The 13,305-nt window shown below is 73.3% G+C and carries 13 protein-coding genes; 2 read left to right on the forward strand and 11 right to left on the reverse strand.

Annotation, left to right across the window (positions count from 1 at the left end; all coding sequences use genetic code 11):
• Positions 1–22 precede the first annotated feature (22 nt).
• The 5 genes from ACTMTB_RS10235 to ACTMTB_RS10255 form a co-directional block, all read right to left on the reverse strand.
• Positions 23–616 carry a TetR/AcrR family transcriptional regulator gene (locus ACTMTB_RS10235; protein ID WP_441144447.1) on the reverse strand — a complete coding sequence of 198 codons (594 nt, stop codon included), beginning with the start codon at positions 614–616 and terminating at the stop codon, positions 23–25.
• An 89-nt stretch (positions 617–705) separates the two neighbouring features.
• A complete protein-coding gene (locus ACTMTB_RS10240; protein ID WP_441144449.1) occupies positions 706–2,856 on the reverse strand; it encodes a YhgE/Pip family protein in 2,151 nt (716 codons plus the stop codon).
• Positions 2,853–3,725, reverse strand: coding sequence for an ATP-binding cassette domain-containing protein (locus ACTMTB_RS10245; protein WP_441144451.1), 873 nt, complete (start codon positions 3,723–3,725; stop codon positions 2,853–2,855). Before ACTMTB_RS10245 ends, ACTMTB_RS10240 begins: the two co-directional genes overlap by 4 nt.
• Before the next feature lie 122 nt (positions 3,726–3,847).
• A complete protein-coding gene (locus ACTMTB_RS10250) occupies positions 3,848–4,687 on the reverse strand; it encodes a GNAT family N-acetyltransferase (RefSeq protein WP_441144453.1) in 840 nt (279 codons plus the stop codon).
• Between the two features lie 46 nt (positions 4,688–4,733).
• Positions 4,734–5,957, reverse strand: coding sequence for an MFS transporter (locus ACTMTB_RS10255; RefSeq protein WP_441144455.1), 1,224 nt, complete (start codon positions 5,955–5,957; stop codon positions 4,734–4,736).
• Between the two features lie 121 nt (positions 5,958–6,078).
• Here ACTMTB_RS10255 and ACTMTB_RS10260 point away from each other — a divergent pair, with 121 nt between their 5' ends.
• On the forward strand, positions 6,079–6,657 hold the full coding sequence (locus ACTMTB_RS10260) for a PadR family transcriptional regulator (RefSeq protein ID WP_441144457.1): 579 nt from the start codon (positions 6,079–6,081) through the stop codon (positions 6,655–6,657).
• Between the two features lie 91 nt (positions 6,658–6,748).
• On the opposite strand, the gene ACTMTB_RS10265 is transcribed toward ACTMTB_RS10260, so the two are convergent.
• The 3 genes from ACTMTB_RS10265 to ACTMTB_RS10275 are packed head-to-tail and all read right to left on the reverse strand — an operon-like array spanning position 6,749 to position 8,551.
• A complete protein-coding gene (locus ACTMTB_RS10265) occupies positions 6,749–7,582 on the reverse strand; it encodes a class I SAM-dependent methyltransferase (RefSeq protein ID WP_441144459.1) in 834 nt (277 codons plus the stop codon).
• 55 nt (positions 7,583–7,637) lie between these two features.
• Positions 7,638–8,111: a transposase gene (locus ACTMTB_RS10270; protein WP_441144460.1), complete on the reverse strand. Its 474-nt coding sequence runs from the start codon at positions 8,109–8,111 to the stop codon at positions 7,638–7,640.
• Positions 8,108–8,551 carry an IS5 family transposase gene (locus ACTMTB_RS10275; protein ID WP_441144462.1) on the reverse strand — a complete coding sequence of 148 codons (444 nt, stop codon included), beginning with the start codon at positions 8,549–8,551 and terminating at the stop codon, positions 8,108–8,110. Before ACTMTB_RS10275 ends, ACTMTB_RS10270 begins: the two co-directional genes overlap by 4 nt.
• Positions 8,552–8,837: 286 nt before the next feature.
• On the opposite strand from ACTMTB_RS10275, the gene ACTMTB_RS10280 reads away from it, so the two are divergent.
• Positions 8,838–9,434, forward strand: a complete 597-nt coding sequence (locus tag ACTMTB_RS10280) for a winged helix-turn-helix transcriptional regulator (protein ID WP_441144464.1) — start codon at positions 8,838–8,840, stop codon at positions 9,432–9,434.
• Between the two features lie 100 nt (positions 9,435–9,534).
• On the opposite strand, the gene ispG is transcribed toward ACTMTB_RS10280, so the two are convergent.
• Genes ispG through dxr form a run of 3 tightly spaced genes read right to left on the reverse strand, consistent with a single transcriptional unit; the run spans position 9,535 to position 13,166 of the window.
• A complete protein-coding gene (ispG, locus tag ACTMTB_RS10285) occupies positions 9,535–10,707 on the reverse strand; it encodes a flavodoxin-dependent (E)-4-hydroxy-3-methylbut-2-enyl-diphosphate synthase (protein WP_088963467.1) in 1,173 nt (390 codons plus the stop codon).
• Positions 10,708–10,716: 9 nt separating this feature from the next.
• A complete protein-coding gene (locus ACTMTB_RS10290; protein ID WP_441144467.1) occupies positions 10,717–11,955 on the reverse strand; it encodes a M50 family metallopeptidase in 1,239 nt (412 codons plus the stop codon).
• Positions 11,955–13,166 carry a 1-deoxy-D-xylulose-5-phosphate reductoisomerase gene (gene dxr / locus ACTMTB_RS10295; protein ID WP_154943506.1) on the reverse strand — a complete coding sequence of 404 codons (1,212 nt, stop codon included), beginning with the start codon at positions 13,164–13,166 and terminating at the stop codon, positions 11,955–11,957. The genes ACTMTB_RS10290 and dxr overlap by 1 nt, the downstream gene beginning before the upstream one ends.
• Positions 13,167–13,305 lie beyond the last annotated feature (139 nt).

A 13,305-nucleotide genomic window follows, 5' to 3' on the forward strand; every position in this document is an offset into this window, starting at 1 on the left:
CCTGCGCGGCGGCCCCCGGAGGTCAGGTCTGGGCGACCCGCCGGACGATGCCGAACAGCGCCTCCTGCACGTCCTCGATCGGCCGGTCCGGCTGGAAGACCAGCCAGTCCACGGCCACCACCAGACCGACGCCGAACAGCGCCGACGAGGCGGTCCGCACGTCCAGGTCGGCGGGGAGGTCACCGCTGGCCACCCCGGCGCGGACGGTGTCGGCGATCACCTCGATCGCCTCCCCGCGCAGCAGGCGCAGGGTCTGCTGCCACTCGCGGTTGGTCCGCCACATCTCCGAGAGCAGCAGCTGGGCGAAGGCCCGGTAGCGCCGGATGTACTCCAGCTCGGCGCGGACCAGGGCGGCGAGCGCCTCGCGCGGCGGCAGGCCGGCCACGGCGGCCCGGAAGTCGGCGGTGAGCAGGCCGATGCCGTGCCGCAGCAGCTCCTCGAAGAGGACCGTCTTGGACTCGAAGTTGTAGTAGACGGTGCCCTTGGCCACCCCGGCGCGGGCCGCGATGTCGTCCACGGTGGTGGCGGAGAAGCCCTGCTCGGCGATGAGTTCCACCGCCGCCACGAAGAGGCGCTGCCGGGTGTCCTCCCGCCGCCGCGACCGTCCGTCCGTCACTCGCCCTCCCCGTCCGCCCGACCGGCCCGTGGCGGACCGGTGCGAGCCGGGGAGGGGCTCTCGTACCCCCGTCCGGCCCATCAGCATCCTCACATGGTCAGTTCGGGGTGCAGCTTCGCCGGGGTCAGTCGCCGGGACCGGCGCGCCGCGCCGACGGTGAGCACCAATGCCACCGCGCCGAAGGCGACGATGACCAGCGCGGCGGTGACCACGGTCGCCGACGACCCGCCGTTGATGCTGTGCCGCAGCCCCTGCACCACGTACGTCATCGGCAGCCACGGGTGGACGGCCTGGAAGAAGTCGGGCGAGGTCTGCACCGGGTAGGTGCCGCCGGAGGAGGTGAGCTGGAGCATCAGCAGGGCCAGCGAGGCGAGCCGCCCGGCCGGGCCGAGCTGCGCGCCGAGCCACTGCATGATCGCGGTGAAGGCCAGCGAGGTCAGCGCGAGCAGCCCGAACGCCGCCGCCGGGTACTCCGGGTCGAGGCCGAGCACCAGGGTGACCACGGTGAAGAGCACCCCGGCCTGGGCCAGTCCGATCGCCACGGCGGGCAGCCAGCCGGCGAGGGCGACCCGCCAGGCGGGCGCGTCGGACATCACGTGCCGCCGGTTCACCGGCCGCAGCAGCATGTACGTGATCATCGCGCCGACCCAGAGCGCCAGCCCGAGGAAGTACGGGGCGAACCCGACGCCGTACGAGCCGGCGGGGTGCTCGGACGTGCGGTCCAGCGAGACCGGGTCGCCGAGGACGCTGGCCCGGTCGGCCGCGTCGTCGTACCCGGGGATCTTCTTCTCCCCCGCGGTGAGCCCGTCGGCGAGCTGGCCGGCGCCGCCCTCCAGCTTGGTCAGGCCGGCGGCGAGCCGGTCGCCGCCCCCGCTGAGCCGGGCGAGCCCGCCGTCGAGGTCCCGGGCCCCGGTGGAGAGCCGGAACAGTCCGCCCCGCAGCTGGTCGGCGCCGGTGGCGGCGGTGCCGAGCCCGTCCCGCAGCTCGGCGTTGCCCTTCGCGATCCGGTCGATGGCGTCCGCGAGCCGGTGCACCTTGGTCTTGGCGCCGGCCACGTCGTCGGCGAGGTGCGGCGCGGCGGCCGCCACCTCGCGGGCGGCGGCGGCGACCTCCCGCATCTTCTTCTGCAGCGCGGCCAGGTCGGTCCGGTCGATGGTGGCGGCCAGCTCCTCGGCCTCGGCGACGGCCTTGTCGGCGGCGGCGCGGGCGGCGGTGACGGTCGGGTCGTCGGCGAGTTCGGGATGCGCCGCGACGAGCGCGTCGAGGCGGTCGGCGACCTTGCGCGCCTGGGTCAGCACGACGTCGGCCTGCCCGGGCAGCGTGTCGAGCCCGTCGGCCAGCGCGTCCGCGCCCTCGGCGATGACGGTGGCGGCCCTGCCGATCTCGTCGGCGTTCTCGCGCAGGAACGGCTCGGCCCGGTCGGCGAGGGCGTCCACCTTGTCGGCGGCGGCCCGGGTGGCGGTGGCCGCCTGGGCGCTGCCGTCGGCGAGCTGGGTCGCACCGGTGCGGAGTTCGTCGAGGCCGGAGGAGAGCTGGTCGGCGCCCTGGGCGCTGCGGCCCAGCCCGGCGGCGAGCTGCCCGGCGCCCGCTTCCGAGCGGCCCAGCCCGTCGGCGAGCTGCCCGGCGCCGTCCTGGGAGGTGCCGAGCCCGTCGGCGAGCTGGCCGGCGCCGTCGGCGGCCTTGCCGGTCTCGGCCTTCAGGTCGGTGAAGCCGACCAGCATCTTGTCGAAGTAGCCGCTGGCGGTGCTCTCCGCGGCGGCGGCCCGGATCTCGCTGAACGCGGAGCGGGCGAGCAGGCCGGAGAGGTAGTTGGTGGCGTCGTCGTTGACCACCCGCAGCTCGCCGCGGCGGGCCGGCTGGTCGGGCTCGGGGCTGGCGACGAGGGTGGCGGAGAAGTCCGCCGGGATGGAGAAGACCAGGTGGTAGCGGCCGCTGCGCAGGCCGGCCGTGGCGTCGTCGGCGTCGGTCACGTGCCAGCCGAAGACCTTGCGGTCGAGCAGCTCGTCGGTGAGGTCCTGGCCGGCGTGCACCACCCTGCCGTCGCCGGCGGTAGCGGGCCGGTCGGCGTTGACCAGCGCCACCGGGATCCGGTCCATGCGCCCGTACGGGTCCCAGAAGGCGTAGAGGTAGAGGGCGCCGTAGAGCAGGGGGATCACGGTCAGCACGGCGAGCGCGGCGCGCGGCAGCCGGCCCCGGGTCATCCGGCGCAGCTCGAAGCGGGCGAGGCGGAAGACGCTCATCGGTTCACCTCGGGGTCGACGATGTCGGGGCTGGCGGGGTCGCCGGCCGGCCCGCCGGCGCCCTCCGGGTCGACGGTCGCGTCCGGGTCGACGGTCGCGTCCGGGTCGACGGTCGCGTCCGGGTCGGTGGCGTCCGTCGGGACGGCCTGGGCGGGGACGGCGACGGTGCCCGGGGCGGTGTTGGCCGGGAGGCTCAGGTCGGGCCGGACCGGCAGCGACGGGTCGCCGAGCCGGTGCACGACGGCCCGGGCGCCGGGCTCGACCGCGCGGGCGCTGGCGACCACCGCGTAGCCCTGGTCGGCGAGGCGGGCCAGGGCATCGAAGAGCCAGGCCCGTTCGGGGGCGTCGGAGCCGGCGTCCACGTCGTCGGCGACGATCAGGCTGGGGCCGCTCAGGGTGGCCAGGACCAGGCCGAGGACCTGCCGCTGCTGCGGGGTGAGGTCGCGGCCGCGCACGTCCGGATCGAGGGGTACGTCGGTGAAGCCCGCCCCGGCGATCGCGGCGGCGAAGGCGTCCCGTCGGTACGCCCGGCGGGCCCGGACGGCGGCCACCGGCACCAGTTGGCGCCGGCGGCGCGGGACGGGCCCGAGCAGCAGCAGCCGCTCCTGGATGTGCTCGGCGACGGTGAGCGCGGGGTCGGGCTCGTGCACCCCGGCGACCTGGCCGAGCGCGGCCGGCCCCCGGGTGCGCAGGGTGCCCTCGTTGTGCGGGAAGCGGCCGGCCAGGGCGAGCAGCAGCGAGGTGCGCCCGCTGCCGGGCGGCCCGGTGACGACGTGCAGCTCACCCGCCTCGGCGGTCAGGTCGACGTCCCGGTACACCCAGCCTCGCCGGGTGCGCAGCCCCAGCCCGTGCGCCTCGACGATCCTCATCCGACATCCCGACATGCTTGAACTGACTGGTCAGTATAAAAACATGCCCAGCATAGCGCCGTACGTCCGGTTCCCGGACCGGGGCGGGCGTGATCCCCGCCATGGCCGGCGGGCGGGACGGATCAGAACAGCACGGTGGCGAGGGTGCCGACCGGCTGGAAGCCGCAGCGCTCGTAGACCCGGCGGGCGGGCAGGTTGAAGTCGTTGACGTAGAGGCTCACGGTCGGCGCGACCCGCAGCAGCGCGTCGCGCACCACCGCCGCCATCGCCGCGGTGGCGATCCCCCGCCCGCGCCACTCGGGGGCCACCCAGACCCCCTGCACCTGGGCGGTACGCCGGGTCACCACTGCCAACTCGGCCTTGAAGACCACGCGGCCGTCGACGAAGCGGGCGTACGCCCGACCGGCCCGCACCAGGTCGGTGACCCGCCGCCGGTAGGCCCGTCCACCGTCCTCGGCCAGCGGCGAGACGCCGACCTCCTCGGTGTACATCGCCACCGCCGCCGGGAAGAGCCGGTCGATCTCGGCGGCGCACACCCGACGTACCTGCGGGTCGGCGGAGACCGGGGGCAGCGCGTCGGTGGCCAGCAGCGGCTGGTTGGGGCGGACGTCCCGGGCCGGACCCCAGTGGGTGGAGAGCCGGTCCCAGAGGCCGAGCACGGCGTCGGCCCGCCCGACTATCGAGGAGCAGAGGCGCTCCTCGGCGGAGAGCTGCTCGGCGAAGGCGGCGACGGCCGGCTCCGAGGCGAGCACCGGGGTGAGGTTCCCGCCCAGCCAGCAGATCGACTCCAGGTTGCGGCGCGCCCCGTACCCCAGGATCCGCCCCTCGGCCCGCCACCAGGCCAGGCCACGGGCGGCGACCCGCTCGGCGACCTGCGCGCCCGCGAACGGGTCGAGGTCGAGCAGCCGCTCGACCGCGCGGCGCTCCGACTCCCCCAGTTGGCGTACCGGCATCGTCAGCACGGCTACCAGCCTGCCAGATGTGGGCGGCCAATCGCCGGCCGACCGGTCAGACGGTGACAGGTTCAGCCACCGGCTCGGCCGGCCGGGTCCGCGCCGCCCACCGCACCACCGGCGGCACCAGCGCGCCGAGCACCAGGAACAACCCGCCGAGCACCAGCCAGCCGGGCGCGCCCCAGCCGACCGCGAGACTGGTCACCACCACCGGGGCGACCATCCCGCCGAGCTGCATGCCCATCCCGTACGCCCCCTGGTACTGGCCCTGCGCCCGGGCCGGGGCCAGGCCGAAGGAGATGCCCCAGCCCGCCGCCGCGTGCCACAGCTCGCCGACCACGTGCACGAGCGCCCCGGCCAGCAGCAGCGCCACGGCGACCGCGGTCGGCACGCCGGCGCTGGCGGCGAAGAGCGCGCAGGCCACCGCGATGACCACGCCCGCCCGCCGGGCGGCGCGCGCGGCCCCGGGCAGCTCCTCGGTGCCCCGGGAGGCGCGCACCTGGAAGAGCACCACGGTCACCGTGTTGACCAGCATGCAGGCGGAGATGAGCCAGTGCGGCGCCGTGGTGTGGTCGGCGATCCAGAGCGGCAGGGCGATGTTGAGCAGCCCGAAGTGCATCGACATCAGCCCGTCGAGCACGGTGAACGCCAGGAAGGGGCGGTCCCGCAGCGCGATCAGCCGTGGCCCGTGCGTGGGCGCCGGCACCGGCGGGACCGGCGCCAGCCGGAGCAGCACCACCGCCGCCAGCAGGTAGGTGACGCAGTCGAGCAGGATCAGCGCGACGTACGCGCCGCGGGTGTCGGCGGCGAGCCCGACGCCGGCGACCACGGCGCCGACCGAGATCCCGACGTTGGTGACGGCGCGCAGCCAGGCCCGGGTGCGGACCCGCTGGTCGGCGGGGACGGCTCCGGCGATCAGCGCGCCCCGGGCACCCCGGCTGGCGGCGTCCGCGACCGCCATCAGCACCCCGACGACCAGGAACGTCGGGAACGACCGGACGGTCACCAGGGCGGCGGTGAAGACGCCGGAGGCGACCAGCGCGGCGAGCTGGATTCCGCGCGGGCCGTGCCGGTCGGCCAGGTACCCCATCGGCGTGCTGGCGATCAGGCTGACCAGCGCGGTGACGGTGAGGCCGACGCCGACCTCGCGCACCGAGAGGCCGACCGAGCGGGTGAGGAAGAGCGCGCTGACGGTCAGCCAGGTGCCCCGGCCGACCGTGTTGACCAGGGTGGAGAGGGCGAGGGTCCGGGCCGGACCCGGTTCGGGAAGCAGGCGCACGCCGACACTCTAACAAGACGTACGTACGGTTTGGTACCGGGCCTCCGCCAACCCACTTGTCGCCGACACGTTGCCGATATATCGTCGATGCATCAACGACAGTCTGAGAAGGGATCGTGGCATGGGATTCCATCAGCACTTCCACGCGATGCACGAGGCCCGTCGACGCGGGTTCGGCTTCCCGCCCGTCCCGCCGGGCCCGCACGGGCGCGGCGGCTGGGGTGGGGGCCGGGGCGGCCGGGGTCGGGGCCGCGGGCGCCGGCCGAACGTCCGCGGCGCCGTGCTGGCGCTGCTCACCGAGCGGCCGATGCACGGGTACGAGATGATCCAGGAAATCGACTCCCGCACCGGCGGGGCCTGGCGGCCCAGCCCCGGCTCGATCTACCCGACCCTCCAGCTGCTGGAGGACGAGGGGGTTATCGAGGCCAGCGCGGACTCCTCCACCGGTGGACGGAAGCGGTTCGGCCTCACCGACGCCGGCCGCGAGGAGGCCGCCGCCGCGGCGCAGACCCCACCCTGGGCGGACTTCGCCGAGAACACCGTCAACAGCTGGCACGACATCCGCGACGCCGGCGCGCAGGCGATGCACGCGCTGCGCCAGGTGATGATGACCGGCACCGACGACCAGCGGGAACGCGCCGCCCAGGTCCTCGACGAGACCCGCCGCAAGCTGTACGCCATCCTCGCCGAATCCGAGTGACCGCCGCCCGGCGGTCGCTCCCCCGCGGCCTCGTCCCCCCGGGCAGGAGCGGCGGTCCAGCCGGTGGCCGCCGCTCCTGCCGAAGCTGGCGTCAACCGCACTTGTGCGCCGTGAGAAGCAGATACTCCCACCGCATCACGCCGTCGTCCGGCGTGTGCCGCCGCGCCAACTGGGTGAGGTCGTGGTCGAGGGCGGCCACCCGCTCGGGGTCGCCGGCGATCGCCCGGTACACAAAGATCGTCGGTCCGTAGTGGGTCTTGAAGTAGTCGCGAAACGCGTCGGGGCCGGCGAACCTGTCGACCATGACGGTCTGGCGGCGCGTGACGACGTCGGTAACCCGGTCACCCAGCAGTGCGCGGACGTGCTCCTCGCTGCCCCAGAGCGGCGGGGGCTGCGCGCCGGGCGGCGGTGGTGGCGCGTACGGCTTCATCGTGGCGAACAGCTGACCGATGAAGCCTTCGGGCGTCCAGTTGAGCAAGCCGATCGTCCCGCCCGGCCGGCAGACCCGGACCAGTTCGTCGGCGCTGACCTGGTGCCGGGGAGCGAACATCACGCCCACACAGGACAGCACCGTGTCGAACTCGCCGTCGGCGTACGGGAGGTCCTCGGCGTCGGCCTGCTGCCACTCCAGCTCGGCACCACGCTCTGCGGCGAGCGCCCGGCCGGCCGCCAACAACTCCGGGGTGAGGTCGCTGGCCAGCACGCTGGCCCCGGCCAGCGCTGCCGGAATGGCCGCGTTGCCGGTGCCCGCGGCCACGTCCAGCACCCGGTCCCCCGGTTTCACACCGGCCGCCCGGACCAGGATCGCACCCAGTTCCGGGATGATCTCCTCGGCGAGCGCGGGGTAGTTACCCAGTGCCCACATCTGTCGATGCCGGGTCTTCACGGCCCGGTCGATCTCCATCGCATCGGTCTGCTCGATCATCACGTGTCCTCCACCCGTCTTGCCCTCAGACGCTAGGCAGCGGAAGACAGGCGAACTAGGGCGTGTGTCGAAGTCGGTCACAGCCACTCGTTGATGGCGGCGAGGTGGATGGTGGCTTCGTAGCGGACGGCGAGTTTGTCGAAGCGGGTGGCAACGGCGCGGTGGCGTTTGAGCCGGTTGATGCCGCACTCGACGGCGTGACGCTGCTGGTAGATGTGCGGGTCGAAGGTTGGCGGTCGGCCGCCTTTGGATCCCTTGGCCCGCCGGTTCGCGTCTTGGTCGGCCTTGCTCGGGATCGTCGCGGCGATGCCCGTCGACGCAGGTAGGACCGATTGGCCTTGGACGTGTACGCCTTGTCGGCCAGGACGCGGTCCGGGCGGGTCCTCGGGCGGCCCGCGATCAGGCGGGGGACGCAGATGGCGGCCAGGACCGGGATGAACTGCGGGCTGTCGCCTCGGTGCCCGGCGGTCAGCACGATGGCGAGGGGTTTCTGGCCTTGCTCGCAGCCCAGGTGCAGCTTCGTGGTCAACCCGCCGCGGGACCGCCCCAGGGCGTGGTCGTCCGGCTCGATGCTGACGCCGCCGGGTGGTTCGGCCTGCAGATCCCCCTTTTCCGCGCTCCGGCGGCGTGCTGGTGGGCGCGGGTGCTGGTCGAGTCCACCGACACGTCCCAGGTGATCCGACCGGCGGAGTCGGCGAGGGCCTGCAACGCGGTGAGCACCTGCTTCCAGGTGCCGTTGCGCTGCCAGCGTCGGAACAGGGCATACACCGCCGACCAGGACCCGTACTGCGGTGGCACGTCCCGCCACGGGGCACCCACCCGGATCCGCCACCGGATCCCGTCGATCAACTGCCGTCTACTCCACAACGACGGTCGACCCGGCCGCTTCGGCGCCGGCAGCAACGGCTCCAACACCGCCCACTGCACGTCAGTCAGGTCGAACCGCCTCGTCACCGCTAGGGTGTCCACGAGGTCTCCGGTTTCAGGTTCTGCTTGGTCGCTGAACCATCTACCGGAGACCTCGCCACATCTCGATCTCCGACACGCGAAGATCCTCAAGTCGGCTCAGGCCCTGCCACCGACTTCGACACACGCCCTAGTACGAGATCTGTATCGGCGGCCGGCCGGTCCTGATCCCGGTTGCGCAGGCGGCATAGCCTGCAGCCATGGGGACCTCCTACCAGCAGTTCTGTCCGGTCGCGAAGGCCATGAACTCCTCGACGAGCGGTGGACGCTGCTCGTCGTCCGGGAGCTGGTGAGCGGATCCCAGCGGTTCAACGAGCTGCGCCGCGGCCTGCCTCGGATGTCACCCACCCTGCTGTCCCGGCGGCTGCACCAACTCGTCCGGGCCGGCGTCGTGGAGCGGCACACTGACGGCAACGACGTACGGTACGTCCCCACCCAGGCCGGGCAGGAGCTGCGGCCGGTGCTCGAAGCACTCGGCGCGTGGGGGGTCCGCTGGATCGGTGAACTCGGGGACGAGGACCTGGACCCGAAGCTGCTGCTGTGGGACATGCACCGCAACGTCGATCACAGCGCCGTCCCGCACGGGCGGACCGTCATCCAGTTCCGCTTCCGTGACGTGCCGGCCGCCCTTCGTGACTGGTGGCTCGTCATCACCAGCGAGGAGGCCGACGTCTGCGATGTGGATCCCGGCCACGGCGTGACCGTGACGGTGACCGCGAGCCTGCGCGGCATGGTGGGGGTCTGGCGAGGCGACCTCAGCTGGCCGGAGGCGCTTCGCGGCGGCGCGGTGGCGGTGTCCGGCCCCGAAGCGCTCCGACGGGCCCTGCCCCGGTGGTTCACGCTGCCCGGATTCGCCGCCGTACCCAGACCGACGCCGACGGCCTGACCGCGACCCAGGGCCCCGCCGTGCCCGCCGGTACGGCCCGGGAAGGGCGGGTGCGGCTGTCCCCGCGGGGACGGCCGCACCCGCGTGCCGACTCCGTCGGTCAGTGGACGGTGACGGTGGCGCCGGGGACCAGGTCGCGGAGTTCCTCGGGGATCTCGGCGCCCATCTCGTCGGCGAGGCGGAGCGCCTCCTCGATCAGCGTCTCCACGATCTGCCCCTCGGGCACGGTCTTGATGACCTGGCCCTTGACGAAGATCTGGCCCTTGCCGTTGCCGGAGGCGACGCCGAGGTCGGCCTCGCGGGCCTCACCCGGGCCGTTCACCACGCAGCCCATGACGGCGACGCGCAGCGGCACCGGCAGCCCCTCCAGGCCGGCGGTGACCTCCTCGGCCAGCTTGTAGACGTCGACCTGGGCCCGGCCGCAGGACGGGCAGGAGACGATTTCCAGGCCCCGCTCGCGCAGGCCCAGCGACTCCAGGATCTGGTTGCCGACCTTGATCTCCTCGACCGGCGGCGCGGAGAGCGAGACCCGGATGGTGTCGCCGATCCCCTCGGCCAGCAGCGCGCCGAAGGCGACCGCCGACTTGATGGTGCCCTGGAACGCCGGGCCGGCCTCGGTGACGCCCAGGTGCAGCGGGTAGTCGCACTGCTCGGCGAGCTGCCGGTACGCCCGGATCATGACCACCGGGTCGTTGTGCTTGACCGAGATCTTGATGTCCCGGAACCCGTGCTCCTCGAAGAGCGAGCACTCCCAGAGCGCCGACTCGACCAGCGCCTCGGCGGTGGCCTTGCCGTACTTGGCGAGCAGCCGCTTGTCCAGCGAGCCGGCGTTCACGCCGATCCGGATCGGCACGCCGGCCGCGCCGGCCGCCTTGGCGATCTCCTTGACCTTGTCGTCGAACTGCCGGATGTTGCCCGGGTTGACCCGGACGGCGGCGCAGCCGGCGTCGATCGCGGCGAAGACGTACTTCGGCTGGAAGTGGATGTCGGCGATCACCGGGATCTGCGACTTGCGCGCGATCGCCGGCAGCGCCTCGACGTCGTCCTGGCTGGGCACGGCGACCCGGACGATCTGGCAGCCGGACGCGGTCAGCTCGGCGATCTGCTGGAGGGTGGCGTTGACGTCGGAGGTGAGGGTGGTGGTCATCGACTGCACCGAGACCGGCGCACCGCCACCGACCGGCACCGAGCCGACCATGATCTGGCGGCTGGCCCGACGGGGGGCCAGCGGCGGGGGCGGTACGGCGGGCATACCGAGACTGACAGCGGTCACTTCAGGCACTCACCTTGAGAAGAGCGTGATCGGATTGACGACGTCCGCGGTGACGGTCAGCAGCGTGAAGGCGCCACCGACCAGGATCACCGCGTACGTGAGCGGCATGAGCTTCATGTAGTCCACCCGGCCCGGGTCGCGGCGGCCGATCCGGGCGTACAGCCAGGAGCGGACCCGTTCGAACCAGGCGATGGCGATGTGGCCGCCGTCGAGGGGCAGCAGCGGCAGCAGGTTGAACACGCCGACGAAGAAGTTCAGCGAGATGAACAGGAAGGGCAGCATCTGCCAGAAGCCGTTCGCCAACGCCTCGCCGCCGAGCCGGCTGGCGCCGACCACGCTGATCGGGGTGTCCTTGTCCCGCTCGCCGCCGGTGACGGCGGTCCAGAGGGCGGGCACCTTCTGCGGGATCCGCTTCATCGCCTCGTAGGTGCCGACGGCGAGGTCCTTGGTGTAGCCGGCGGTGGCCGGGATCGCCTCGACCGGGCCGTACGTGACGGTGGCCGGCACGCCCGGCGGCGGGACCGGGCCGGCGACGCCGAGGGCGGAGACGGTCTTCGGGGCGCCGTTCGGGTCGTCCAGCGGCTTGCGCTGCACGGCGGCCAGCGTCACCTGGGCGTCGTTCTGCACGCCGTCGCGCTCGTAGCGGATGGTGGCCTTGCCCGGGGGCAGGTCGCGGACCTTCTTGACCAGCTCGGTGTAGTCGGCCACCGGCGTCCCGTTCACCGCGAGGATCTTGTCGTCGTCGCGCAGCCCGGCCTGCCTGGCGGGGCTGGCCGGATCGCCGGGGGCGCAGTCGCGCTGGGGGTCGGTGGGGATGACGCAGTCCACGACCTTGACGTGCGCCGGCAGCGGGTTGGGCAGGTCCTTGTTCGGCATCCCCACGAACATCGCGACGAGCCAGATGGCGACGATCGCGAGGGCGAAGTGGGTCACCGAGCCGGCGGACATCACGATCGTCCGCTTCCAGACCGGGTAGCGCCACATCGCCCGGTGCTCGTCGCCCGGTTCGACGTCGTCGTCCTGCGGCGTCATCCCGACGATCTTGCAGAAGCCGCCGAGCGGGATGGCCTTGATGCCGTACTCGGTCTCACCGCGGCGGAAGGACCAGAGGGTCGGGCCGAAGCCGACGAAGTAGCGGGTGACCTTCATCCCGAACGCCTTGGCGGTCAGCATGTGACCCGCCTCGTGCAGGCTCACCGAGATGAGAATCCCCAGGGCGATCGCGACCACCCCGAGCAGATAGAGCATCAAGCTTCCTTCCCCGACCCCGAGATGATCTCCTGCGCGTGCGCTCGTGCCCACGACTCGGCCGCGAGCACGTCCTCGACGGTACCTGGTTCGCCGAAATCGGGTGCCTCCTCCAACACCCGGCGCAGGGTGTCGACGATGCCGAGGAAGGGCAGCCGGCCGGCGACGAAGGCGGCGACGCACTCCTCGTTCGCCGCGTTGTAGATCGCCGGGCGGCAGCGGCCGGTCTCGCCGGCGGCCTTGGCCAGAGCGACCGCCGGGAACGCCTCGTCGTCCAGCGGGGCGAACTCCCAGGTGTGCGCGGTGGTCCAGTCGACCGCGGCGGCGGCGTCGGCCACCCGGTCGGGCCAGCCGAGGCCGAGGGCGATCGGCAGCCGCATGTCCGGCGGGCTGGCCTGGGCGAGGGTGGAGCCGTCGACGAACTCGACCATCGAGTGGATCACCGACTGCGGGTGGACCATCACGGTGATGTCGGCGTAGGGCACGTCGAACAGCTCGTGCGCCTCGATCACCTCAAGCGCCTTGTTGACCATGGTGGCGGAGTTGATCGTGACGACCGGGCCCATGTTCCAGGTGGGGTGGGCCAGGGCCTGCGCGGGAGTGACCTCGGTCAGCTCGTCGCGGCGCCGGCCGCGGAACGGCCCGCCGCTGGCGGTGACGACCAGCCGGCGCACCTCGCCGCGGGCCCCGCCGCGCAGGCACTGCGCCAGCGCCGAGTGCTCCGAGTCCACCGGCACGATCTGCCCCGGCCGCGTCACCGCGGCCTTCACCAGCGGGCCGCCGGCCACCAGCGACTCCTTGTTGGCCAGGGCGAGGGTACGGCCGGCGCGCAGCGCCGCCAGGGTCGGCGCCAGCCCCAACGACCCCACCACCCCGTTGAGTACGACGTCGCAGGGCCACTGCGCCAGCTCGGTCATGGCGTCCGGGCCGGCGACGATCTTCGGCAGCCGGAAGTCCCCGGTGGCCCAGCCGCGCCGGCTCGCCTCGGCGTAGAAGGCGAGCTGGAGGTCCTGCGCGGCGGAGGACTTCGCCACCCCGACCGCGTCCACGCCCAGCTCCAGGGCCTGCGCGGCGAGCAGCTCCACGTTGCCGCCGCCGGCCCCGAGCGCCACCACCCGGAACCGGTCCGGGTTGCGCCGCACGATGTCGATGGCCTGGGTGCCGATCGAGCCGGTGGAGCCGAGCAGAACGAGGTCGCGGGGAGTTGTCACGCGGCCATTCTGCCCCGGCGTCACTGTGCGCCCGCTGGGAGCCTCAGCCCTGCGGCGTCGGCTCGGGCGCGAAAGCGGCCTGGGTCATCCGGGCTCACCCCTCGGCGGACAGTCTGCTGACACCCAGCTCGACCGCCGG

It is taken from the genome of Micromonospora sp. L32 (genome assembly GCF_052068055.1).
Taxonomy (GTDB): domain Bacteria; phylum Actinomycetota; class Actinomycetes; order Mycobacteriales; family Micromonosporaceae; genus Micromonospora; species Micromonospora purpureochromogenes.